Origin of the sequence: Prevotella melaninogenica (assembly GCF_003609775.1) — a bacterium.
Lineage (GTDB): Bacteria > Bacteroidota > Bacteroidia > Bacteroidales > Bacteroidaceae > Prevotella > Prevotella melaninogenica_A.
On the sequence record NZ_AP018049.1, the window covers coordinates 256,012 to 281,433 of the forward strand.

Sequence of the window (25,422 nt, forward strand, 5' to 3'; positions counted from 1 at the left end):
AAAGACACCTCATCCCTTTTTACACTTATAGAGGCTGAAGGCAAACCAAGTAAGAAACACTCCCTGCAATAGCAATGAGGAAACAATAGGAAATATGGTTAGAATAAAAGCTAACTGAGCTTGTGTGATATACGAAGCCTGCTTGCTACTCACTTCTCGTTCAAGGACTGAGCTGTAATAATTGCGGAGCCACTCTACTGGAGTTTGGAACCATGCAGCAGCGTCTGTGATGAAACTACTAAGCTCGTTATACGATGCGTTACGCTCTGTGAGAATCAATTCCTTTTTCATATTCTTTGTCTTTAATTGTTTGCTATATATAAGTAAGGTGTAGAACCGTCCTTTGGTTTACGTATGCAAAAGTAGTTTTCCTTTGTGCAAGGAATGTTCACTCTAAGAAAAATATTTGTTATATAAGATTAATTTGAAAGGTTCTTTAACGTTTAAAACTTATTACTCATGCTGAAAAGTCATTATTATGAAGACCTTATAGAGGCTGGTTGCGATGAAGCGGGCAGAGGATGCCTTGCTGGAAGTGTCTATGCAGCAGCTGTTATCCTACCACCCGATTATCAGAATGAGTTGTTAAACGACTCTAAGAAGCTGACGGCTAAGAAACGTTATACACTTCGTGAGGAAATTGAGCGAGATGCTATTGCGTGGTCGGTGGGAATCGTTACGCCTGAAGAGATAGATAAGATAAATATTCTCAACGCCTCTTTCTTGGCTATGCATCGAGCGTTGGACCAGTTGAAGGTACGTCCAGAAGCGGTTATCGTTGATGGTAATCGTTTTAAGCCTTACCAAGACCTACCTTCAACAACCATAGTTAAAGGAGATGGGAAGTATCTTTCTATTGCAGCTGCCTCAATCCTTGCCAAGACTTATCGTGATGATTATATGCTCTCCTTGGCTGAGGAATATCCGCAGTATGACTGGCAGTCCAATATGGGTTATCCAACGAAGAAGCATCGTCAGGCTATTCGTGAACATGGTATCACACCTTATCATCGCAAAAGTTATAACCTTTTGGGTGATGGGCAGCTCTCTTTTGACTTCTAAGCCTAATTGAGTATATGTTTCTAAACTGATTTTGTTGTATTGTCAAGCATCTTGTCTGTTATCGTAACGCTAACATAGTGTACTAACATCAAGTTACAAAGACAGACAAGATTCTAATAAGAGCCTAAAATCGGTTTAGAGATGATATTATATTAGGTATTGTTTAATGCTCCAATTTGAGATTCATCTGTTTTAGACTTCATTTTCCTCAACGAATTGAGTTGCGACTTTTATTTACACCATTCTAATAGGATTACTTTACATTATATGTGGTTCTATCAGCGTAAATGTAAGGTTAAGTTCTTTTTATTTTATATATTGTTTATGTTGTCTTGTAAACAATTCTCTGATAAATTTGTTCTTTATACCTTATAATATACTATAAGGAGTCTTTCTTTCCGTTTTCTGGTTATGTGTTGTTATTTCGCACATGTGGTGCTAAGGCTCAGCACCAATTGTGTTAAGCCTTAGCACCAATGGTGCGGAGTACTAAACACTATGTAATATGTCATTTGTTTGTGTGTAACTTACTGTCAGAAAAGACTTATTTTATTGTTACTAAGTATGTTTGTTAAGTTATTTACTTCTTCTAAAGATAGCGAGATATTGTTTAATAGGATTAATCTTAATAATCAATATTACGATTTAAAGTTAGATTTGGCTCTAAAGTTTCTTTATCTCTCTATACTATACTGTAATTTAAGTTTTAATAAGGAATAAAAGTGTTGGACTTACAATATGGTGTTTTTGGTACTATTATATGTAATAATTAATTTATTTTCATGCACTAAACTATTGTTTTGTAAAATCAAAATATTAATAAATGTGAAAATATTAATTAAAATTTCATTTCCACTTGGAACTTTAAAAGCGGTGCACTATCTTTGTGAAGTGTTAAAAAATATCTGTACCATGATTGTATGCAATTTGTAATACCTTACGTATTAATAGTTTGAATCTGAAATAGTTTATTTATTATATTAATTAAAGAGAGAATTTATGGAAAAAAGACTAATGATGTTTTTAGTCGGCTTATTCCTAAGTTTAGGAACAGCGCTGGCGCAAACAGAGATTAGCGGAACTGTAGTCTCCACAGATGATGGACAGCCAGTTGTTGGTGCGTCTATCCTCGTGTCTGGTACACAGACGGGTACTGTAACAGATGTTGATGGTAAGTTCCGTCTCTCAGCACCTGCAGGTGTTAAGTTGGTTGTGTCTTATGTTGGAATGAAAACAAAGACAGTTACAGCAACTAATAACATGAAAGTTAGCTTAGCACCTGATGATAAGAATCTTGAAGAGGTCGTAATTGTTGCCTATGGTACTGCTAAGCGTCAATCAATTACGGGTTCTGTAGCTGTTGTAGACTCTAAGAAGATCGGCGATCGTATCAGTACAACTGTAACGGGTGCGCTGGAAGGTTCTGCCCCTGGTGTTCAGGTAAATAACTCTTATGGTGAACCTGGTGCTACACCAAAGATTCACATCCGTGGTGTGGGTACATTGGTTAAAGATGCAGACCAGCCTCTTTATATTGTTGATGGTACTCCATTTGAAGGCAATATTGCCGAGTTAAATCCAAGCGACATCGAGTCTATGTCTGTCTTGAAGGACGCTTCTTCTGCAGCTCTCTATGGTAACCGTGCGGCTAATGGCGTTGTCTTGATTACAACAAAGAAGGCTAAGTTCTCTACTAAGCCAAATATTACTTTGAAGATGGATCAAGGTTTCTACAGACGTGGTATTGCAGAATATGATCGTTTGAATGCTAACGAATGGATGGAAGCTTCTTGGGTAGCAATGAAGAATTATGCGCTCTCAGGTGGTATCGCTTCTACAGAAGCTGCAGCTGGAACTTATGCAACGCAGCACTTGGTGCCTGATTATGTGAAGCGTAATATCTATAATGGAGCCGATGATGCTCTCTTTGATGCAAATGGTAAGTTGACTGCTGCTATGCGCACTGGTTATGATGACCTTGATTGGCAGAAGGCTGTTGAGCGTACTGGTCACCGTCAGGAGTATAACCTCTCTGCAGCTGTAGCAAGTGATAAGTATAATATCTATTCTTCTGCTGGTTATCTGAATGAGCAGGGTTATACATTGAACTCTGGATATGAGCGTTTTACTGGTCGTATCAATACGAATTATAATGCTAATAAGTGGCTCGAGTTAGGATTGAACCTCTCTGGTACTTCTTCAGTAAGAAGCTATAATTCAAATGCAAATGGTAATATGTATGCTAACCCATTCTATATAACTCGTTACATGGCTCCGGTTTATCCTGTTTATTTGCATAATGCTGATGGTACATACGCTTTAGATGCAGATGGTAATAAGCAGTATGATACCACATCTGAGTATCTTGGCAACCGTAACCTCCCATACGAGATGACAATGGACATGGACCGCGTGCGTAGAAACGTTTTGGACGGTTTGATTTATACAAAGATTACTTTACCATACGGTTTCTCTTTGTCTGGAAAGGTGAACTTGAACCATGCTAATACAAACCGTCAGACCTATAACAACCCTGTTATTGGTGATGGTGCTTCTAACAACGGTCGTTTGTCAGAGTATGCTAACCAGTATATCTCTTATACAGGACAGGAACTCTTGAATTGGGATCATAATTTTAATCTCCACCATGTTGATGTTCTTCTCGGTCATGAGAATTATAGCTGGAATCGTAAGTATGCACGTGTCATGAACACGAATGCTGCTATTGCAGGCTTGCGCGCCCTGAGTAACTTCGTATTAAATACTGATACAGAAGGCTATTTTGAGGATTATAGAACTGAGTCTTATCTTGGTCGTCTTCGTTACAACTTTGATGAGAAATACTTCTTTGACTTCTCTCTTCGTCGTGATGGTTCTTCTAAGTTCCACAAGGATAAGCGTTGGGGTAACTTCTTCTCTGCTGGTGTAAACTGGAATATCAAGAAAGAGAAGTTCATGGAGAAAGTAAAGTGGGTTGATGCTTTACGTGCTCGTGCTTCATACGGTGAGGTAGGTAACGATGCTGCTGTTAATTTCTATGGTTATCAGGCACTTTATTACATTACTAAGAATGGTGGTAACCCTGCTTTGGTACGTCAGAAATTGGCTGCTCTCGACTTGAAGTGGGAGACAACTCAGACACTTGACTTTGGCGTTGAGGGTACGCTCTTTGATCGTTTGAACTTCAGCTTGGGTTATTTCGACAAGCGTTCTAAGGATTTGCTCTTCGAGGTTCGTTTCCCATTGTCAGCAGGTTCATTCTTTGGTAATGATGCTATTGAGAACCTTACACAGTATCAGAATATTGGTACTATCTCTAACCGTGGTTTCGAGATTATGTTGAGTGGTGATGTCGTACGCTCTAAGGATTGGACATGGAACCTCTCATTCGATGCTACTACATTGAAGAATAAGGTACTCAAATTGCCTAAGGGTGAAGATATCTTACATGGTCAGCAGAATTATTCTGAGGGACACTCTGCTTATGAGTGGTACACTTATCACTTCGTAGGTGTTGATCAGATGACTGGTAAGGCTCTCTATGACCTTGATCCGAAAAAGGAGGCGGCTGCTTCTGCAGCAGGTGACCTCGTTGAAATCAATGGAACAAAGTACACTACATCTACTTCTCAGGCAATCCGTAAGTGGGCTGGTACAGCACTTCCTTCGGTTTATGGATCATTTAGCTCTAACCTTCGTTGGAAGGACTTGAGTCTGACAATGTTGATGACTTATAGCCTTGGTGGTAAGACTATGGATGGTTCTTATAGAACATTGATGTCTACTGCTTCTGCTTCTACTGCAGCAGCACTTCATAGAGACGTGCTCAACTCTTGGAGCGGTGCCCCTAATGGTATGACAGCTACTTCTCCTAACCGTATTGATCCTAATGGCACACCTATCCTTGATTTCAATGGTAGCAATGATAATAATGCTATTAGTGACCGTTGGTTGACAAGTTCTTCTTATCTCATTATGAAGAATATTATGCTCACTTATCGTTTGCCAAAGGCTTTGGTAACAAAGTGGGGTCTTAGTGGTGTTTCTGTAAAGGCTGGTGTTGAGAATCTCTTCACACTCACAGGTCGTAAGGGTATGAACCCACAGTATAGTTTTGCTGGTGGAAGTGACGATACTTATGTATCTGCACGTGTGTTCAACTTCGGTTTGACAGTGGATCTCTAATATTGTAGAATTTAAAAAACGAATAATATGAAATATTCAATAAATAAATTCACAGCAGGGGCTTTAATTGCTGTAGCTGCAATAACAGCATCTTGCTCCGGTGACTACCTCAATGTTTCACCTGCTGAATCGGCAGAGCCGTCAGCAGCATACGCTACGACAAGTAATGCACGTAATACCTTGAATGGTATTGCAAAGTCAATGAGCGTACAGCAGAGTTACTATAGTCAGGGTTTTGCGGGTGAGAATGCGATTATGCGTCTATATGAGAACCTTCCAAGTCAGAACTATAACTATAACCGTTATGCTTCTGGTTGGGCTCCTATCCATAATCAGACATTCCACTTCCGTTCAACAAGTATCTATGATTCTTATGCGTGGACTTATTACTACCAGATCATTAACAATGCAAATGCTCTCCTTGCAAACATTGATAATGCTACGGGTAGTGAGGCTGACAGAAAGTTTATCAAGGCTTCTGCATTGACCTTCCGTGCATACGCATTTGAGAAGTTGGCACACTATTACTGCTATCGTTGGCAGGATAGTAACAATGGTGCCTCTACGGGATTGCCTTTGCGTATTGATACCTCTACGGGTGAACTGAAGGCTTCAACACTTGCTGAGACTTACGCTCAGATTTACAAGGACTGTCAGGAGGCTATCAAGCTCTTCACTGAGAGTGGTGTGACACGTTCAACAGCTGAGTGTTGGATTCCTGACTTGAATACCGCTTATGCAGTTTATGCACGTGCAGCATTGACTCGTCAGGACTATGCCACAGCTTTGGCACAGGCTAAGTTGGCGCAGAGTAAGCGTCCTTTGATGACTGGTGATGCATACGCTACTGGTTTCTATAAGCCAAATGATGAGTGGATCCTTGGTAGCTATGGCGATGCAAGTGAGCAGAACTGGTATTGGGCTTATGGTGTACAGGGTGCTTGTAATGGTTACTATGCAAGTAGTCAGAGTACGGGTGCTGGTACTATCGGTCATGAGTTGATTACACGTATTCCTAATAATGATGCTCGTAAGCAGCTCTTTATCACTGCTGATAAATTCCGCAGTATTGACATTACTGACAATGCACAGGTAAACCAGACCTATGGTATCTTGGGTATGGGTAATGAGAGTGTGTTGGCACAGGCTGACTCTATCGTTAAGAAGCATCAGATTTCAGGCCTCTCTGCAGCTTATGCTTCTGGTTATATCTACTTGGATAGCCACATGAAGTTCTGGGTAACTGCACAGCCGGGTGTTAGTTATGTTCCTTTCATCCGTTCAAGTGAGATGGTGCTTATCGAGGCTGAGGCTAATTACTTCTTAGGTAACACTGCTGATGCACAGGCTGCATTGGTTAAACTGAATGCTACAACTGGTCGTAACGCAAGCTATACTTGTACAAAGACAGGTACTGACCTCTTTGAGGAAATCAAGGATTACCGTGAGGTTGAGCTTTGGGGTGAAGGCTTTGCGTGGAGTGATTACAAGCGTTGGAATATTCCTGTTGTTCGCCACTCATTTGCTGAAGGTGGTAATGCACATGCAGCTGTTGCTAAAACTATTGCTGTAGACTTCGGTAACAAGTGGACTTGGGTGGTTCCACAGAACGAGATTGACTATAATGATCTTTTGAAGAACGAGTAAGTCGTAAGTTTTTATAAATAGAAAGGCGGAAAGAGTAGGTCTCTTTTCGCCTTTTTGTGTTATCTCTATTTAATTTGGCTCATTTGGTTCTCAAGTGACATAGTAGTTATTCCTTATTGTATTTTTGCTGTCACTACTGTCACATAAAGTATTCTTCTAACTTGTTAGTTACCAGTAGTGTTATGTGAAATGTTAAAAGTGACAGCAAATCAATTTAAAAGTATTTTTGTAAAAAGCATAATAATCTTGTGTTTGTTAAGGAACCTTTATCTCTCAATATCGGAAGAAACTTTTATTATAGACGGAAATGTATGTGGACTAAGTTATATTAGATTATGATTAAAGATAAAAAACGTTGCACAGGTTAATAAAAGTGTTGTTTCTGCGTTATATATTATATTTCTATTTATTGTAAGAATGAGGTTTGATAAACTAAAGAAACAGTTAGAGCTGTTGATTCTATTGTCAGACGGACGTAACTATACTGTCGAAGAGTTGTGTGAGCGGATGGATTTATCACGTAGGAATTTCTATTACCTACTTGACTTCATCAAGCACGCAGGCTTTATCGTGTTCAAGAGTCAGGGATATTATCATATTGACCGTCGCTCTCCTTTCTTCACACAGTTGCTGCAAACGATTCAGTTTACAGATAAAGATGTGAAGACAATCCATAGTGTACTGACGATGGCTGGCAATGATAGTGAGATGGTGAACCAACTAAGGCAGAAGTTAGAAAGCACTTATAACTTTTCTGTGTCAGCCGATTCGCCTATTCATCGCCAGATGGATAGTAATATGAAACTGTTGCGTAAGGCTATGGCAGAGAAGAAAACGGTTAGAATAATTGGATATTCAAGCCCACATAGTCACTCTGTTAAGGATCGTCTTGTAGAACCTTTTCTCTTGTTGCATAACAATGAGGACGTTCGTTGTCATGAATTGGTGTCGAAACAGAATAAGACATTTAAGATTTCACGTATGACGGGTGTGGAAATATTAGATACACCCTGGCTTCATGAAGATAAACATAGGCAGGTGTTTACGGATATTTTTATGTTTAGTAGTGAGGAGCGACATCGTGTGAGATTGCGCTTAGGACAGTTGTCACACAACCTCTTTAAGGAGGAGTATCCACAAGGTGCACATTATATTACTCCAATAGAGGAAGGCTCGTGGCTTTTAGATATAGAAGTATGCGATTATCGTGGTTTAGGTCGCTTCGTCCTTGGACTCTTCAAAGATATAGAAATCATTGAGGGAGATGGTTTCAAGGCGTATATGAGAGCGGAAATAGAAAGCCTTATAGACTCGTCAAACCAACTATTGCAGAAGTAGGAAAATCATTCTTTATTTTATTATTCATAACAAAACATCATTATTTATCATCAACCTTTCATCAATAGAAATATGTTTTCTAATATTATCTTTTAGTTGGAGACAATGATAGAGGATTGAGAGGTTTTAAATTCAGGACAATGTTTACACGTAAGATTTTATTCGTTTTATTGTTTTTTATTACTCTCAACGCTTATGCACAGCAAGAGCGTTGGGTAGGTACATGGGCTTGTGCGCCACAGACAGTTGATAAGGGTTTTATGCCTTATAATAACCAGATGACGAATCGCTCTGTGCGACAAGTTGTGAAGGTGAGTATCGGTGGTCCTGTTGTTCGTTTGCAGTTGAGTAATGAGATGTCTTCTGAGCCTGTTGAGATTACCAGTGTTTACATTGCAAAGGCTGGAGAAGGCCCAGAGATACAGAAGAATTCTGTAAAGTATCTTCTCTTTAATAATAAACGTCGGGTAACTATCGCTGCTGGTAAAGCTGTCTTTTCAGATGCGTTGACATTTGATTTACAACCGTTGGAACGTTTGTCAATTACTATTAATTATTTTAAGGCACCGAAGGAACCTACTGTTCACATGGGTTCGCGTACTACATCTTATATATTACGTGGTGTGACAAATGCTAATACTGATTTCTCGACAGCCTTCAAAGAGGACCATTGGTTTAATATTTCTGCTATTGATGTCCTTGATGCATCTGCTTCCAGTGTGGCTATCCTTGGTAATAGTATTACTGATGGAAAAGGTTGTGTGACAAATGCACAAGATCGTTGGCCTGATTTTATGTCTGCAGTACTGAATGGAGAAAATGATTCAAAGAGTCCGAAAACGGGTGTGTTGAATCTTGGTATTGGGGATAATCGTATCCTCTCTGTCGGTTTAGGACAGCCAGGACAAGAGCGTTTCGATCGTGATATCTTGGGACAAAGAGGACTTCGTGCTGTAATTATCTTTGAGGCTATTAATGATATCGGTACGTCAACCAATCCAGAAGAAACTGCTCGCCAATTGATAGAAGCTTATCAGGTGATGATTAAGAAGGCTCGCCAACGTGGTTTGAAGATTTATATGGGTACGATAACCCCTTTCAATGGCTGCAAGAATTATTTTACTGAGGAGCGTGAGGCTGCTCGTAAGACGGTGAATGAATGGATAAGAAGCACTCGTGAAATTGACGGTTTCATCGACTTTGATACACTCATGCGTGATCCGTCATCACCCGACCACTTGCGTAAAGAATGGCAGATAGGTGATTGGTTACATCCGAATCCTGCAGGTTATAAAGCGATGGGAGAGTATGCTGCAAAGAAGATGTAGGGGTTATTTCCAACTCTTTTTAAAGAATGGAATGCTCCTTACTGATATGTATTGGTGAACGCTTCAGTTCAAGAAGTCTACTTGATCGCTCATAGGTTGAGAGGGCTATTAAATCTACCTTTTTCAAATGCTCTCCTGTGTATCTGATTGTTATAACTTAATGACGAAGGTGTGTTAGGCATAAGGCTGATTTGTCCTCTGTTTCAAGTTCTATATCTGCTTCAGGAAGTTCTTCTTATGACTTTTCCATCTTCTTTTTCATTCTACTTTTAATCGATCTGATAGCTTGTGATGTACAACAGAAGGCTTCAGCTTTCTGCTCGTCGGTCATTCCGTTGTGTTCCATTATATAGTAGAATGTCTCCTTTGGAGTGAACGCATAGCGGGGATTATTGATGACGTAGGCAAGGTCATAATCAAAGTTGGGCATAATGGCGTTGAGTGCCTGCTGTTCACGTTTGCCCATTTGTGAGATATTTCCACCTTTTAGAATGGTGTAGAGAGTATCTACTCCCAACTTTGTTTGCTCGATGGAATCGGCTATTTTTGTATCTCCACTATGTGTTGGAGTCTTTTGTTTCAGCTCTTCTAACTCATTGATTTTACTGTCAACTTCTGCCTTCATCTCATCAATGGTTGCATCTTTCCGTCGGAGTAATAGCTGAATATTCTGTTCAGTTTCCTCTTGTTGTTTCCTATATGCGTGTTGTTGTTGGTGCATACGTCGGCGAAACCACACTACGATACCAGTTGTAAGGAGTATAAGGAAGATAACAAGATAAGCGATATAGAGTTGTAATTGTAGGGTCTTACGCTGTGCGATAGCCACTTCGTAGCGGTCTTGTATCTGTACAATCTCAATATCTTTTTCCGGTGAAACCGATAAAATTTGGCGTTTTTCGATGCGTGTTTTTAGTTCTTCGATGTGACTTTCTTGGTCTTTACGAATACGAGGTTTGAAGGCTTCAGCCTTCTTAACGTACAATAGGGCAGAGTCACGTTGTCCCATTTGGTTAAAAACAGAGGCTTTACCGAGGTAAATGTCGGTGAGTCTGTGACTCTTCTTGCTATCATTAGCATATCGAGTAGTATGTTTGAAATAGTCAAGTGCTAATTTATAAGCACCATTTTGGGCATTCAAGAGGGCAATACGATAGTATGTAGCAAACTTCAAAGAGTCTTCTGTTACGTTGAAAAGGTGTTTTTCTGCCGATTTTAGCTGATACATCGCATTCCTTGTGTCATGCTTAGCCATGAAGAAAGTAGCACTATCGAGCCTCATACGAGTGATTCCTTCGTCTGTTGCGGGATAGTTGGGCAGTTTCCTTTGGCTGCATGAAAGCAATGTCAAAATACTAATCAGTAGTAAAATAGGCTTTTTATTCATATTTGCAAAGATACACATTCTACTGCGTATTGCCAAATTAGGGTGAAAGGAAAGGGAGTGAAAAGTTATCTTAAAGCTCCATAAAGTGCGAAAACGAGGGAACATTTGCAAACTTTATTGTGTCAAAGAAATGATGTTGTTAATTATAAGTAGCTGATAGTCAAATGTTATATTGTGTTGTATGTGTCAATGCTAATGGTGCTATTGCATTACTTTATATTCTTCTTTACCTTTGCATCGACAATAAGTTCCAATATATGTCATCTGCAATTCATAAACCTGCGGCGGCGTGATTGCGTTTAAGCGTTGGCGCAGGTTTTAAATTAAGAATGTTCGAAAGACTCTTCAAAGCAAAGAGTTTGTTTATAATAATCTCTCGAAAGGCTGCGTTTAGTAGCTGTAAAGGAGAATAAAACAAAAGGTTTATATGATGAAACGAATATTGTTTGCAATATCACTTAGTATCTGTATGGAAGGAACTGTTACTGCCCAACAGAAGAATATGTCGATGAAATCTTATGAAAATGAGGTTCGGAAAGATACAATCGATACCTTAGGAGTGAAAAAAGAAATGCCCGAGAAGATTATCTGTTGTATTCCTCCAATACCATATTTCCCAGGTAATATCCAACAATTCCTCCGTACTCACCTTGTATGGCCAGCCGGTCGTAAGAATAAGAATGTTGAAGGGAGGGTGATTGTCAAGTTCTATATAGACCGCGACGGTAGCTGTTCTCAATTTAAGGTCCTCCGTTCGTTGAATCCATCTTTCGATGCTGAGACATTAAGAGTGTTGAAGTTAATGCCAAAATGGAATATGAGTTCTATGGAAGGAAATGGTGCTTGGTATGTCTTACCAGTTTATTTTAAGAAGCAAAAAGCTCAACAATAAAAGTCTACGGTTATGATGAAGAAACTGTTGTTAGTCCTGTTTTTAAGTTTTGTAGTCGTTAGTAATATCAATGCACAGAAGCTGAAAAGAACGATGAAACCGAAGAAAAAGGAACAAATAGAGCAGCCTTATTGTGCGGAACCAGCCTTTGATCCTTGTAATGACACCTTGAATGTGGATACCTTAGGTGCAAAGATGTTCGAAACTGTCGAGGGATTGAAACCTTCGTTCCGAGGTAATCTCTTCGAATTCATCGCATCAAATCTTCAATATCCGCCTGAATTGGCAGAAAACTCAATATCGGGAAAGGTTATTATAAAGTTTTTTGTGACTCCCTCTGGTCATTGTTGTCTGTTCAGGGTTATGCGTTCTGTAGACCCGTATTTGGACAGAGAGGCACTTCGCGTACTAAAACTTATGCCAGCGTGGGAGTGGGAAAGACGACCGAGGCAGGGAGTTTGGCAGCTTGTGCCAGTCATTTTCAGATTGCAATAAGACAAAGTTACTCATAATATAGCCACTTAACTTAAAGTATTTAGTCATTATTAAGATTAGTGTTTACTCTTAACACGGTTGGTGTTAGCCATGAGCACCAACCGTGCGGAGTATTAGCACGAAGGAAGAAAAATGTAACAATGTTCTTTGATGTTGCTGCCTTATGCTTTCAAACAGTGAATCAAAGGGCTGAATACTCCTATACTTCTAATTCTATAGCTTTCATCTTCAAATTTCCAATGGCTTTTTGCCCCCATCTTATTCTTTTATCGTACCTTTGCAGTAACAATAATAATAATAGGTAATAAACGAAGATAATAACAAAAATAAAGGAATAATTATGGCAAAGAAAGCTTTATTGATGATCCTTGACGGATGGGGTAACGGTAAGCATGGTAAGGGTGATGTAATCTATAACACACCAACTCCATACTTAGATTATTTGAATGCAGTTAGTGCACACTCTGAGTTGCAGGCTTCAGGTGAGGACGTAGGTCTTCCAGATGGCCAGATGGGTAACTCTGAGGTTGGTCACTTGAATATAGGTGCAGGTCGTATCGTATATCAGGACCTCGTTAAGATTAACAAGGCTTGCCAGAGCGGTGACATCTTGAAGAACCAAGATATCATTGATGCATACAGCTATGCACAGAAGAATGGTAAGAAACTTCACTTGATGGGTCTGACCTCTGCGGGTGGTGTACACTCTTCACTTGATCACCTCTTTAAGCTCATCGAGATTGGTAAAGAATATAACCTCAAGGATGTTTACGTTCATTGTTTCATGGACGGACGTGACACTGACCCAAAGAGTGGTGCAGGTTTCGTTGCTGACATTCAGAAGGTATGTGATGCAAATGATGCACATATCGCTTCAGTAATTGGCCGTTTCTATGCAATGGACCGTGATAAGCGTTGGGACCGTGTGAAAGAAGCATACGACTTGCTCGTTGAGGGTAAGGGTACTCCTGCTACTGACATGGTTAAGGCGATTGAGGCAAGCTATGCAGAAGGTGTGACTGACGAGTTTATCAAGCCTATTACCAATTCTTCTGTGAATGGTAAGATTGAGGAGGGTGACGTAGTTATCTTCATCAACTTCCGTAACGACCGCGCGAAGGAGTTGACATTGGTGCTCACACAGCAGGACCTCCCAGAGGAAGGTATGCACACAATTAAGGATCTGCAGTTCTACTGTATGACTCCATACGATGCAAACTTTAAGAACGTGAATGTACTCTTCCCTAAGGAGAACGTAATGGATACATTAGGTGAATATCTCAGCAAGCTCGGCAAGAAGCAGCTTCACACAGCCGAGACAGAGAAGTATGCACACGTAACCTTCTTCTTCAATGGTGGTCGTGAGCAGCCTTATGAAGGTGAAGATCGTATCTTGGTACCTTCTCCAAAGGTGGCAACATACGACTTGAAGCCAGAGATGAGTGCCTTCGAGGTGAAGGATAAGCTTGTTGGTGCTATTAATACACAGGAGTATGACTTCATCGTTGTGAATTTTGCTAATGGTGATATGGTGGGTCATACAGGTGTTTACAATGCGATTGCAAAGGCTGTATGGGCAGTTGATCAGTGTGTTAAGGAGGTGGTTGAGGCTGCAAAGGCTAACGATTATGAAACAATCATTATCGCTGACCACGGTAATGCAGACAACGCAATCAATGAGGATGGCAGTCCAAACACTGCTCACTCACTCAACCCAGTACCATTCATCTATGTTACTGACAATAACTCAGCAACAGTTAAGAATGGTCGTTTGGCTGACGTTGCTCCTTCAATCCTTCATATTATGGGCTTAGAACAGCCAGCAGATATGACAGGTGAGAATCTTATAAATGATTAAACAGATTTTAATAAATCTAAAATAATTAAATCCCAAGCGCATTTTTTGCATTTGGGATTTCTTTTTTCATTACCTTTGCGCCCATAAGGAATTATATCCTTTCCGAGTTTTAAAGATATTAATGTGTAATTTTTAAACAGTAAAAGATTATGGATTTTAAGAAAATAGCATTGTCACTTGTAGTAGCATTTAGTGTATGTTCACTCAGCGCACAGGCACAGAGCCAGTGCTCAAAGAAGTGTGACAAGGCTCCAAATGAGCAGGTAGAGAAGGGCAAGCAGTGCGATAAGGCAGGTAAGGCTTGTGATGAGAAGGCTGAAAAGGCTTGTGATAAGCAGGCTGGTAGCTGCTGCAAGAAGCAGGAAAAGGCTTGCGATAAGTCTGCTAAGGCTTGTGATAAGGAAAAGAAGGACTGCAAGAAGGCACAGGCAGGTAGCTGCTGCAAGAAGCAGGCTCAGCCAAAGAAGAAGTAATAGTTTAACTTCAAAAATAAGAAAGTCGTGTCGAAAGGCACGACTTTTTTGTTGTTATCAGAACTTTATCGTACTTTTGTAGTAACAAAACTACGTGTGATAGGATGAGATAATGAAATCTTCATTCTTCTTCTTATTGCGCTTGTGGATAAAAGTCATAGCTATGAACGTAAAGATAGAAGCTTCGTGGGAACAACAACTGAGAGGAGAGTTTGAGAAACCTTACTTCCAGCAGTTGGTTGAGCAGGTGAGACAAGAGTATGCACAGTTCTCTTGTTATCCTCCAGGGAAGTTGATTTTCAATGCCTTTAATCTTTGTCCTTTCGATAAAGTAAGGGTTGTGATTATCGGTCAAGACCCTTATCATGAGCCCGGCCAGGCGATGGGATTAAGCTTCTCCGTGCCTGATGGGGTACAGCTTCCACCTTCATTGCAGAATATCTATAAGGAGATTGCAGCTGACTTGGGTACACCGATTTATCAGTCTGGTGACTTGACACGATGGGCAGAGCAAGGAGTTCTCCTGCTGAATGCTACACTTACCGTTCGTGCACACGTCGCTAATAGTCACCAGCGATTAGGGTGGGGAACCTTTACAGATGCAGCTATCAAGGCACTAAGTGATGGTCGAGAGAACTTAGTCTTTATGCTTTGGGGCGGTTTTGCGCGTAGTAAGAAGGCACTGATCGACCAGCAGCGACATTGTGTCATAGAAAGTGTACACCCTTCGCCACTCTCTGCTAATCGTGGTGGATGGTTTGGGCAGCACCAGTTCTCACGTTGTAACGCCTACTTGACCTCTTGTGGGGCGCAACCTATTGAGTGGTAGTGATAATTAACAGCAATGGAATGGATTTTAGAAGAGTCGTGGCGTGAAAAGCTGAAAGACGAAATGGATGAACCCTACTACAGGAATTTGGTAGAAAAGGTGCGAGAGGAGTATGAGAATAAGACTTGCTATCCGCCAGAAGATAAGATTTTCAATGCCTTAAATCTTTGTCCTTTTGATAAGGTAAAGGTTGTCATTATGGGGCAGGACCCTTATTTCAATCCTGGTCAAGCTATGGGGCTGAGTTTCTCCGTGCCTGAAGGCGTACAGCTTCCGCCTTCATTGAAGACTCTATATAGGGCACTTGGGATTAATCTCAATGGGATTAATCAGCCTTCGGGAGACCTTACACGCTGGGCTGAACAAGGTGTGTTGTTGTTGAATACGGTATTGACTGTGCGTGAGAAGCAAGCTAACAGTCATCGTAAATACAAGTGGCGGCTTTTTACGGATGCTGTTATCAAGGCATTGGATGCTGAGCGTGAGCATATCGTCTTTATGTTATGGGGACGTATAGCGCAACGAAAGGAGCGTTTTATACGTACGGATAATGGCAGGCATATGGTTTTGAAGGCGATACACCCTTCACCGGCTGTCCGCCGTAAAGGAGAATGGAATGGAAAAGAACATTTCACGTGCTGCAACAAGTATTTAAATGAGCATGGAATTGCAACTATTGACTGGATGGTAGTGAGTGAACAAGTTGACGAGTGAATAAGTTTATTAGTTTTCGAGTTGTTTACTTTAAAGAGTATAAGGCGTATTTGCCTTGTAAGGCTTATAGGACTAAGATAGTTTGTTTACCTAATTAAAGCCTTAAAATAAGGTTAGAAGGGAATTATCTTCGTGAAGAAAAATATTTATTTTCATGAAAAGAAATATTTATTTTCACGAGAAAAAAGATTTTTCTTCATGAAAATAATTTGGCGAAAGGCTCTGAGTTAATGGATAAAGGCAGTTGATAGTACTGCAAAAGACAATTGAAAATGAAATAATTTAGCGTTAAGAAAGATGGGTAATACGTATGATCATATATTCATGGTGGGCGATGTGCTTGTTTCACCAGATATAATCAATGTGAAGTTTTGCTGTGATCTCGATAAGTGTCATGGTCAATGCTGTATTGATGGAGATGCTGGCGCACCTGTGACCTTGGACGAGACAATGGAGATAGAGAACATTCTCGATACTGTTTGGGGTGATTTGTCTGCCTCTGGTCAGGCGGTCATCGACAAGCAGGGCGTTGCTTATACCGATGAAGAAGGTGAATTGGTGACGAGTATCGTTGGCGGTAAGGACTGTGTCTTTACTTGTTATGAGAATGGATGTTGTCTTTGTGCGTTGGAGCGTTCCTATCGTAATGGTAAGACAGGCTTTGTAAAGCCTATTTCTTGTTCGTTGTATCCCGTTAGAGTGAAAGACTTTGGTAATGGTACCTGTGGTATTAATTATCATCACTGGCGCATCTGTGCTGATGCAAGAAAAAAAGGAGAAGAACTAAATCTTCCCCTTTATAAGTTTTTGAAGGAACCTCTTACTCGTAGATTTGGCAAGGAGTGGTATGATGAATTGTGCGAAGTAGCTCTTCAGTTAATAAGTGAACAAGTTGACGAGTAGACAAGTTGACGAGTTACTACCGATATAAAGCAAAGAGAATTATTCTTTGAACAAGCAACTGGTTAACTCGTCAACTTGTCTACTTGTCAACTCGTCTACTCGTCAACTTTTCCTAAACTTCGAGGGACTCATGCCCACATGTTCCTTAAAGTATTTACCCAAAAAGCTCTGATTAGCGAAGTTTAGCTCATCAGCTATCTGCTTAATACTCATCGTACTGTTTCTTAACATTACGCGTAATTCACGTGTCACATAGGAGTCAATCCAGTCGCTTGGCGTACGTCTGCTGACTGTACGCACCGTCTCAGAGAGGTATTTCGATGTGATACACAACTGTTGTGCATACCAGCTAACACGTCGTTCCGTACGGTAGTTCTTCTCCACAGTTTGTATGAAGTCACGGAAGATGACCTCAGCACGTGTCTGTCCAGCTTCTCCTACTTGTTGGAAGCGATAGATGATGTTACTCATGTCGATGACAAGTGCCTTTAGCATTGTCATAACCAACTCACGGCGGAAACGGTGGCCAATATCAATAATCTTTTCTTTGATATGTTCGATATCGTTTTCCAATGCTTTAGTCTGATTGTCATCAAGATGGAAAACGGGATGTGTACGGGCAAAGAGGAAGAGAGCAGAAAGTTCGTGGACTCCACTTACAATGTTCTGAAAGAAATCGTATGACATGATGAGGGCGATTCCCTTGCAATCTTGTGAAAGCATATAATCAGCAACTACCTGCTCCTCGCTGATGATAATGACGTCTCCAGAGCTCACCTCGTGCATCTTTGTGTCAACGGTATATTGCGCATGACCGCTGGTACAGAGTGCAAGAAAGAGTGACTTCATGCGAGAAGGACTGGTAGGAAGTGGTACTTGCGTAATATCTTCGAAGAGAATAAGGTCGTTGTCTATATATTTACCTTCAGGATAGACTGCTTTTGCTTGTGCTACATTAACTTCGAGAAGTCTTATCTTTTTGTTCATTTTCCTATTATTTAGAAGTTGCAAATATACTGATTTATTTCTTTTTTCGAAAAGTTTATGTGGGAAAAAGGACAATTTCTGTGGAAATATGGGTGGTAATTGGTTGTGATAGGTGATATTTAGAAGAAAATAAAAAATCCCTTTCTCGTTTTGTGAGAAAGGGATTTTCTTTATGTTTTCAGCTTTAGAAGCTGTTTTTAATCTGCTTAGAGAAACTTATGCATCAATGTTAGCATAGGTCGCATTCTTCTCGATAAACTCACGACGAGGCTCAACATCATCACCCATCAGCATAGAGAATATCTCGTCAGCATCAGCAGCATTCTCGATAGTCACCTGCTTCAAGAGTCGTGTCTTTGGGTCCATAGTTGTTTCCCAAAGCTGCTCTGGGTTCATCTCACCAAGACCCTTGTATCGCTGTGTGTGGATAGTCTTACCATCTTCGTTGCCATTCGCATACTTATCGATGAAAGCTTGGCGCTGTTGCTCAGTGTAGCAGTATTCGCTTACTTTCTTGTAAGTACACTTGTAGAGTGGTGGTGTAGCGATATACAGGTGTCCCTGCTCGATAACCTTTGGCATATAACGATAGAAGAGCGTCATAATCAGTGTGTCGATGTGAGAACCATCGACGTCGGCATCGGTCATGATGATAATCTTATCATAGCGAAGTTTATCAGTATTTGCCTCAAAGTCGCCTTCTCCCTCAACACCGAAGCGTACGCCAATAGACTGAATAATATTCATAACAGACTCTGCTTCGAATACACGATGGCGCTGAACCTTCTCTACGTTTAGAATTTTACCACGGAGAGGGAGGATAGCCTGTGTATAACGGTCACGTCCCTGCTTAGCTGAACCACCCGCAGAATCACCCTCGACGAGGAAGATTTCACAGTCCTTAGGGTCCTTATTAGAACAGTCAGCCAACTTACCAGGCAATCCACCACCGCTCATCACGTTCTTACGCTGTACGCTTTCACGTGCCTTACGGGCTGCAACACGAGCTGTAGCAGCAAGAATAACCTTATTACAGATCATCTTTGCCTCGTTAGGATGCTCCTCGAGGTAATCTGTCAGCGCTTCACCAACAGCCTGCTGAACGGCACCTGAAACCTCACTATTACCGAGTTTGGTCTTTGTCTGGCCCTCAAATTGTGGCTCAGCAACCTTGATAGAGATGACTGCTGTCAAGCCTTCGCGGAAGTCTTCACCAGCAATCTCAATCTTAGCTTTCTCCAACTGCTTAGAGATCTGTGGGTCATTGTCTGCGTATGTCTTCAATGTACGAGTCAATGCAGCACGGAATCCCTGCAAGTGAGTACCACCCTCGATAGTGTTGATATTGTTAACGTATGAGTGGATATTCTCTGTATAATCAGTGTTGTACATCACAGCCACCTCGATTGGAATGTTCTGCTTCTCTGTTTTGAGATAGATAACATCATCGAAGAGGTGCTGACGATGGCGATCAACGTAACGAACAAACTCCTTCAAACCATCCTTAGCATGGAAGACCTCAGTGCGTGTCTTACCTGTTTCAGGATCTGGACGAAGGTCAGAAAGCGTAATCTTGATACCAGCATTCAGATAAGCCAACTCGCGCATACGACGTGCAACGATTGCCCATTGGTAAACTGTAGTAGTAAATATCTCTGGGTCTGGCCAGAACTGCTGACGTGTACCAGTCTTTTCGGTCTCGCCAACAACCTTTACAGGATAGAGAGGCTTACCCTTCTCGTATTCCTGCTGGTAGATTTTACCATCACGGAACACCTGTGACTTCATGTGTGAAGAAAGTGCATTTACACAACTTACACCTACACCATGCAGACCACCGCTGACTTTGTACGAACCCTTATCGAACTTACCACCTGCGTGGAGGACGGTCATAACAACTTCAAGGGCGCTCTTGTGAAGCTTCTCGTGCATGTCAACAGGGATACCACGACCATCATCCTCAACGGTAATGGAGTTGTCCTCGTTGATTGTAACTTCAATGTTCTGACAGTAGCCAGCCATTGCTTCGTCGATAGAGTTATCGACGGTCTCGTTAATCAAGTGGTGGAGTCCCTTCTCACTGATGTCACCAATGTACATAGCAGGACGCTTGCGTACTGCTTCCAATCCTTCTAAGACTTGGATGTTACTGGCGGAGTAATTATTCTCGTTTTCTGGATTTTCTGCCATTTTCTTTCGATTGTTCTTATAGTATGCAAAGATACACTTTTTCCTTTATATTTGGAAATAAAAACTATCAAAAAACACAAAAGAAAACATATTAATTTGTCGTTTTGTGCTGATAATTAGCATTTATTCTTCTTAGTGGTAATACTTAATTTCCTTATAAATGAGGATTGTTCGGAAAAGTCATTATCTGTACCTTTGCAACACAAAAACATTAACGAAAAGCCTTCTTTTATGTTAAATACCTTATTATTGGCATCCCTTACAATCAGTGGAGTAGCTGGAGTGACTCCGGACTCCGTAGTGAACAAAGATGTATCACTTAATGAAGTAGTCGTAACTGACTTCAAACAGAACAAAAGAAACCTTACCTCTGTTGCTGTCTCAACTATTAACCATCAGCAATTATTGAACCAGCAAATTGTGAGTTTGAAAGAGTTGACGGCTGTTATGCCTAACTTTTATATGCCCGACTATGGTTCGTATGCTAACACACCTATTTTTATTCGTGGTATCGGAGCAAAGACGAAGGGTTCTGCTGTGGGTTTCTATGTAGATGGTGTGCCTCACTTTGAGTCGTCAGCATTTAATATTGACCTCAGTGATATTGCTGCTGTAGATGTGTTTCGAGGTCCGCAAGGAACCTTATATGGTCGTAATACTATAGCAGGTGTTATCAATGTCTACACACATAACCCTCTTGAGTATCAGAAAACACGTATAAAAGTTGGCTATGGAAGGTATAATGACTTTGTAGCACAGGCTTCTAACTATTCTAAACTGAGTGATAAACTGGGTCTGTCAAGTGCTATTTCTTATCATCATAACGATGGTATGTTCACTAATCAGTTCTTGAATGATAAGGCTGATAAGATGAATGAGATTGAAGGACGCTTAGGACTTTACTGGCGACCAACTACAAATTGGCTTATTCATCTCAATAGTACCCTTACTCATAGTAAGCAGAATGGTTATCCATACGCGCCTTATGACCTTGTTAAAGATGCACTATCACCTATTAGTTATAACCGCAATAGCACTTTCAAGCGTCTAATTTCAACAACTGGTCTTAATGCTCGATATGAGAATAGTCGTATTAGTTTCAATAGTCAGACGTCTTATCAATTTATCAAATCAAACCAAGGATTAGATCAAGACTTCACCCCGAAGGACGTATTCTTTACTGATAATAGCTATCATCAGAATATGTTATCCCAGGACATAACCTTGAAGTCGAATGATAAGGGACATTATCAATGGATTATTGGTGTGTTTGGTATGATGCTACATTCAAACCAATTTATAGAAACGAGTTATTATACGAAGGATTTTTCAACTCCTACTTTCTATAAGAACCCTACAGCAGGCTATGCAATCTATCATCAGAGCTCTTATAATATATGGAGGGGTTTATCGGCAACTGTTGGTTTACGCTTCGATTATGAGCATGCTAAAATAAGCTATAATCAAGATAAGGTAACGTTAACAACAGGTGCTAATACACATGTAAAGGACTTTATTAGTAGTGCAAACTTCCGTCAGTTCACCCCTAAGTTTACGCTTCAATATCTAACAAATAGGGATAATCTCTACTATGCGAGTGTCACTCGTGGTTATAAGCCAGGCGGATTTAATACTATTTTTAAGACCGACGCAGAGCGTTCATACGACCCAGAATACAGCTGGAATTATGAGATTGGGACTCGATTAAAGTTCTTGAATGGACGACTGACAGCTGAAGCAGATATCTTCTACATTGATTGGCGACACATGCAGACAACCTACACTATTCCTGCTGTGGGTAACTTAATTGCTAATGCTGCGCACACGAATAGTAAGGGATTCGAACTCTCATTTGCTTATCATCCAATTAAGAGCTTACAGTTGAGTATGAACTATGGTTACACACATGCTCGATACTTAGAATATAAGAAGAGTGCTACTGAGGATTTCTCGGGTAATAGACTTCCTATGGTGCCTAATCACACGCTCTCAATAGATGGAACTTACACTGTTTTACAGGCTGGTTGGTTTAATAAGATTGTTGTTAATGCAGGCTTAACAAGTCTCGGTCGTATTTATTGGGCTGATGACAATATTGTTCGCCAGAACTTCTATGCGACGCTTAATGCGAAGGTCAGCCTCACAAAAGGTATATTCACATGGGGGCTATGGGGGAAGAATCTGACAGGAACTGACTATATAGCCTACAGTTTCAAGATGTCAACTGGTAACTATGCACAGAAGGGTAAGCCTCTTACCTTTGGTACTTCCCTCAGCGTGACATTCTAACGAGAGGATAGAGGCCAGGATAAAAAGGATGCTACAGCTATTTCTGTTTACTCCTTCTGAAGTTCTTTCCCATGGTACATAATACGCTGCTCTACTTATATAATTCACAACATGTTCAACAGCATTTCATCAAAGAAACTAAGTTTTGGTACGTTCTTCTGTCTATATATCGCACAGATGGTACCGTCATCCTTTCTTATGACAGCCTTACAGGTTATCATGAGGGAAGGACAATATAGTCTTGCAACCATTGGGTTGCTAAATCTTGTACGAGTTCCATGGACGATAAAGTTTCTATGGTCACCTTTTGTTGACCGGCACTGCGTAACAGTGCGTGACTACAAACGTACGATTATCACTACAGAGTTGATATATGCCGTTGCACTCTTAGCCACAGGGCTGATTAATGTACGTTCTGAAATCATGCTTGTGGTCATTCTGGCGTTTATCTCTATGCTTGCTTCGGCTACACAAGACATTGCTACAGACGCACTTGCCATCCTTTCTTTTAAGAAGCACGACCATAGTATGCTCAATAGTATGCAGTCTATGGGAGCCTTCGGAGGTGCAGTTATTGGCGGAGGAGTCTTGCTTATCTTACTAAAAAGCTATGGTTGGAATGTTGTAGTACCCTGCTTAGCCTTGTTTGTTTGTATGATGATTATTCCTTTAATGTTTAATCCTCATATCAAGATAGAGAATGAGAAACCAAGAGAACGAGCTAAGTGGACCGACATCTTTAGCTTCTTTGGGCGTAAGGAGATATGGCCGCAGATAGGTTTCTTACTGCTTTATTACATGGGAATTATCGGTATTCTTTCCATGTTACGTCCTTACCTTGTTGATAAGGGATACGACATGAAGGAAATAGGATTCCTTACTGGTATCGTCGGAACAGCTGCATCCTTCGTTATGGCGTGGTTCTCTGGAGTTCTCATACGCCGAATCGGAATTTATAAGGCTCGTATTATCATTGCAGGACTTATTATTCTGGCACCAATCTATTTTCTTGCAATGACTTTTGCAGACTTTAACAAGACTGCATTTGTTATCGGAATTATTTATATTCAAGCTTGTTACGGATTGGCTACTGTGGTTCTTTACACTACAGCTATGCAATGCGTACGTCCTGGTAGAGAAGGAACCGACTTCACCATACAAATTATTATTAGTCATGTAAGCGGTCTGCTCATTGCGGTATTGGCGGGAACGGTGGCACATATCTTTGACTATCGTGGTCTTTATATAGCTGAAACGGTGTTGGCTACTGTTAGCCTTATCTTTGTTCTATTAGCCTTTAGGAAGGAAAAATAACCCGTATATACATAATTGAACATGACAAATTGATTTCTTTTCGAATACATAACAAGGTGTTATTGCTCTCCTTATAAATGAGGATTGTCTATGTTATGGGTTATTCGTATCTTTGTTATATAATTTATTTCGACGAATGAAGCAAGAACTGATTGATAAATACAATGTATCTGTACCTCGTTATACGAGTTATCCACCAGCTAACTTCTTCCGACCTTTTACTGGGGAAGAGTTTCTGAAGGAGATTGATTATAGCAATGAGGTGCGTGAGAAGAATCTTTCTTTTTATTTTCACATGCCTTTCTGTCGGCGTCTTTGTCATTATTGTGGCTGCAACTCTTATCCAATGGCTAAAGAGGAGCGTATCGAAGCCTATGTGCAAGCACTGCATAAGGAGATAGATATCGTAGCAAAGCATCTGGATAAAAGTAGACGTATATCGCAGATTCATTATGGTGGTGGTAGTCCTACTGCTATGCCTGTAAGCGTTCTTAAAGAACTGAATGAACATCTGCTGTCGCTTTTTTCTACGATAGAACAGCCTGAGATAGCCATAGAATGTCATCCAGGCTATCTAACAGCTGAGGACTGGCAAGGACTGTTGGATGCACGATTTAATCGTTTTAGTTTAGGGGTACAGGACTTCAATGAAGAGGTGTTGAGACTTGTTAATCGTACGCCTTCTGAATTACCAACAAAGGAAATAGTGTCAATTCTTCGTAGTGCGGGTGTTAATATTAATATGGACTTCCTCTTTGGCTTACCACTTCAGACGTCGGATAGCTTTAAGAAGACGATAGAGCGTGCTGTAGCAATGCGCCCCGACCGTGTTACAACATTCAGTTATGGACACTGCCCCTGGATATTTAAGCGTCAGATGATACTTGAAAAGGCTGGTCTTCCTGATACGGAGGAGAAGGCTTTGATGTTCCAAAAGGCTAAAGATGTGCTGCGTGAGGCGGGTTATCTTAGTATCGGTTTGGACCATTTTGTACTTCCTAATGATGAACTATCTGAGGCTTTGCAATCACATAGACTACATCGAAACTTCCAAGGTTATTGCACTCGTCGCACAACGGGGCAGGTGTATGCCTTTGGAGTGACGGGTATCAGCCAATTAGAAACTGCTTATGCACAGAATACAAAGTCGATAGATGAATATATATCAGAAGTTTCTGCGGGTACATTGCCTATTCGGAAAGGCTACCAATTAACGCCCAAAGAGCGTATAGTACGTGAAGTAATAGAGCGTTTGATGTGTAACTATCATCTTGATTGGACACACCTTGCGGAGGATCTTGTTGTGTCGGTAGCTGAGGTGAAGGAGGCTATCAATTATGATGTTGAACGCCTGCAAGAGATGGAAAGAGATGGTATTCTTTGTTTAACAGAGAATACTTTAGAGATGACAGGGGAGGGGAATCCCTTTGTTCGAACTGTGGCTGCTGCGCTTGATCCGATGATGGTGGCTACGAATAAGATGTTTTCAAAGCCGATATAAAAGCTTTACTCTCCCTTATCGTTGGGTAGG

General features: G+C 40.7%; 19 protein-coding genes. 15 read left to right on the plus strand and 4 right to left on the minus strand.

Features of this window, described 5'->3' with window-relative positions; genetic code table 11:
* Positions 1 to 9 precede the first annotated feature (9 nt).
* Positions 10 to 291, minus strand: coding sequence for a hypothetical protein (locus PMEL_RS00925; RefSeq protein ID WP_120173568.1), 282 nt, complete (start codon positions 289 to 291; stop codon positions 10 to 12).
* A 168-nt stretch (positions 292 to 459) separates the two neighbouring features.
* Between PMEL_RS00925 and PMEL_RS00930 the strand changes: the two genes are divergently transcribed.
* The 5 genes from PMEL_RS00930 to PMEL_RS00950 all read left to right on the plus strand — a co-directional run bounded on the left by PMEL_RS00930 (position 460) and on the right by PMEL_RS00950 (position 9,560).
* Positions 460 to 1,062 (plus strand): ribonuclease HII, encoded by a 603-nt coding sequence (locus PMEL_RS00930; RefSeq protein ID WP_120173569.1) that lies wholly within the window; start codon positions 460 to 462, stop codon positions 1,060 to 1,062.
* Positions 1,063 to 2,061: 999 nt separating this feature from the next.
* Complete coding sequence (locus PMEL_RS00935; RefSeq protein ID WP_120173570.1) at positions 2,062 to 5,247, plus strand: SusC/RagA family TonB-linked outer membrane protein; 3,186 nt, start codon at positions 2,062 to 2,064, stop codon at positions 5,245 to 5,247.
* A 27-nt stretch (positions 5,248 to 5,274) separates the two neighbouring features.
* The gene (locus PMEL_RS00940; protein ID WP_120173571.1) at positions 5,275 to 6,894 is read left to right on the plus strand and encodes a RagB/SusD family nutrient uptake outer membrane protein; all 1,620 of its coding nucleotides are present in this window, start codon (positions 5,275 to 5,277) and stop codon (positions 6,892 to 6,894) included.
* A gap of 417 nt (positions 6,895 to 7,311) precedes the next feature.
* Entirely contained in the window at positions 7,312 to 8,232 is a 921-nt protein-coding gene (locus PMEL_RS00945; RefSeq protein WP_120173572.1) for a helix-turn-helix transcriptional regulator, read from the plus strand.
* 140 nt (positions 8,233 to 8,372) lie between these two features.
* A complete protein-coding gene (locus tag PMEL_RS00950) occupies positions 8,373 to 9,560 on the plus strand; it encodes an SGNH/GDSL hydrolase family protein (RefSeq protein WP_120173573.1) in 1,188 nt (395 codons plus the stop codon).
* Positions 9,561 to 9,795: 235 nt separating this feature from the next.
* On the opposite strand, the gene PMEL_RS00955 is transcribed toward PMEL_RS00950, so the two are convergent.
* Complete coding sequence (locus PMEL_RS00955) at positions 9,796 to 10,965, minus strand: hypothetical protein (RefSeq protein ID WP_120173574.1); 1,170 nt, start codon at positions 10,963 to 10,965, stop codon at positions 9,796 to 9,798.
* A 409-nt stretch (positions 10,966 to 11,374) separates the two neighbouring features.
* Here PMEL_RS00955 and PMEL_RS00960 point away from each other — a divergent pair, with 409 nt between their 5' ends.
* From PMEL_RS00960 to PMEL_RS00990, 7 genes are all read left to right on the plus strand, one after another.
* The gene (locus PMEL_RS00960) at positions 11,375 to 11,839 is read left to right on the plus strand and encodes an energy transducer TonB (protein WP_120173575.1); all 465 of its coding nucleotides are present in this window, start codon (positions 11,375 to 11,377) and stop codon (positions 11,837 to 11,839) included.
* 12 nt (positions 11,840 to 11,851) lie between these two features.
* Positions 11,852 to 12,334, plus strand: a complete 483-nt coding sequence (locus PMEL_RS00965) for a TonB family protein (RefSeq protein WP_120173576.1) — start codon at positions 11,852 to 11,854, stop codon at positions 12,332 to 12,334.
* A gap of 340 nt (positions 12,335 to 12,674) precedes the next feature.
* Positions 12,675 to 14,192 carry a 2,3-bisphosphoglycerate-independent phosphoglycerate mutase gene (gene gpmI, locus PMEL_RS00970; RefSeq protein ID WP_120173577.1) on the plus strand — a complete coding sequence of 506 codons (1,518 nt, stop codon included), beginning with the start codon at positions 12,675 to 12,677 and terminating at the stop codon, positions 14,190 to 14,192.
* A 149-nt stretch (positions 14,193 to 14,341) separates the two neighbouring features.
* Positions 14,342 to 14,665 carry a hypothetical protein gene (locus tag PMEL_RS00975; protein WP_120173578.1) on the plus strand — a complete coding sequence of 108 codons (324 nt, stop codon included), beginning with the start codon at positions 14,342 to 14,344 and terminating at the stop codon, positions 14,663 to 14,665.
* Positions 14,666 to 14,828: 163 nt separating this feature from the next.
* Positions 14,829 to 15,494: a uracil-DNA glycosylase gene (gene ung, locus PMEL_RS00980; RefSeq protein ID WP_120174594.1), complete on the plus strand. Its 666-nt coding sequence runs from the start codon at positions 14,829 to 14,831 to the stop codon at positions 15,492 to 15,494.
* Positions 15,495 to 15,509: 15 nt separating this feature from the next.
* Positions 15,510 to 16,208, plus strand: a complete 699-nt coding sequence (gene ung, locus PMEL_RS00985; protein WP_120173579.1) for a uracil-DNA glycosylase — start codon at positions 15,510 to 15,512, stop codon at positions 16,206 to 16,208.
* A gap of 297 nt (positions 16,209 to 16,505) precedes the next feature.
* Positions 16,506 to 17,111 (plus strand): DUF3109 family protein, encoded by a 606-nt coding sequence (locus PMEL_RS00990; protein ID WP_120173580.1) that lies wholly within the window; start codon positions 16,506 to 16,508, stop codon positions 17,109 to 17,111.
* Between the two features lie 102 nt (positions 17,112 to 17,213).
* Here PMEL_RS00990 and PMEL_RS00995 read toward each other — a convergent pair whose 3' ends face one another.
* Entirely contained in the window at positions 17,214 to 18,098 is an 885-nt protein-coding gene (locus PMEL_RS00995) for a helix-turn-helix domain-containing protein (protein WP_120173581.1), read from the minus strand.
* A 216-nt stretch (positions 18,099 to 18,314) separates the two neighbouring features.
* Positions 18,315 to 20,288: a DNA topoisomerase (ATP-hydrolyzing) subunit B gene (gene gyrB / locus PMEL_RS01000; RefSeq protein ID WP_120173582.1), complete on the minus strand. Its 1,974-nt coding sequence runs from the start codon at positions 20,286 to 20,288 to the stop codon at positions 18,315 to 18,317.
* A 231-nt stretch (positions 20,289 to 20,519) separates the two neighbouring features.
* On the opposite strand from gyrB, the gene PMEL_RS01005 reads away from it, so the two are divergent.
* The 3 genes from PMEL_RS01005 (at position 20,520) to hemN (ending at position 25,392) form a co-directional block, all read left to right on the plus strand.
* Positions 20,520 to 22,577, plus strand: coding sequence for a TonB-dependent receptor (locus PMEL_RS01005; protein WP_120173583.1), 2,058 nt, complete (start codon positions 20,520 to 20,522; stop codon positions 22,575 to 22,577).
* Between the two features lie 111 nt (positions 22,578 to 22,688).
* Positions 22,689 to 23,891, plus strand: a complete 1,203-nt coding sequence (locus PMEL_RS01010) for an MFS transporter (RefSeq protein WP_120173584.1) — start codon at positions 22,689 to 22,691, stop codon at positions 23,889 to 23,891.
* Between the two features lie 136 nt (positions 23,892 to 24,027).
* The gene (gene hemN / locus PMEL_RS01015) at positions 24,028 to 25,392 is read left to right on the plus strand and encodes an oxygen-independent coproporphyrinogen III oxidase (RefSeq protein WP_120173585.1); all 1,365 of its coding nucleotides are present in this window, start codon (positions 24,028 to 24,030) and stop codon (positions 25,390 to 25,392) included.
* The last annotated feature ends 30 nt before the right edge of the window (positions 25,393 to 25,422 follow it).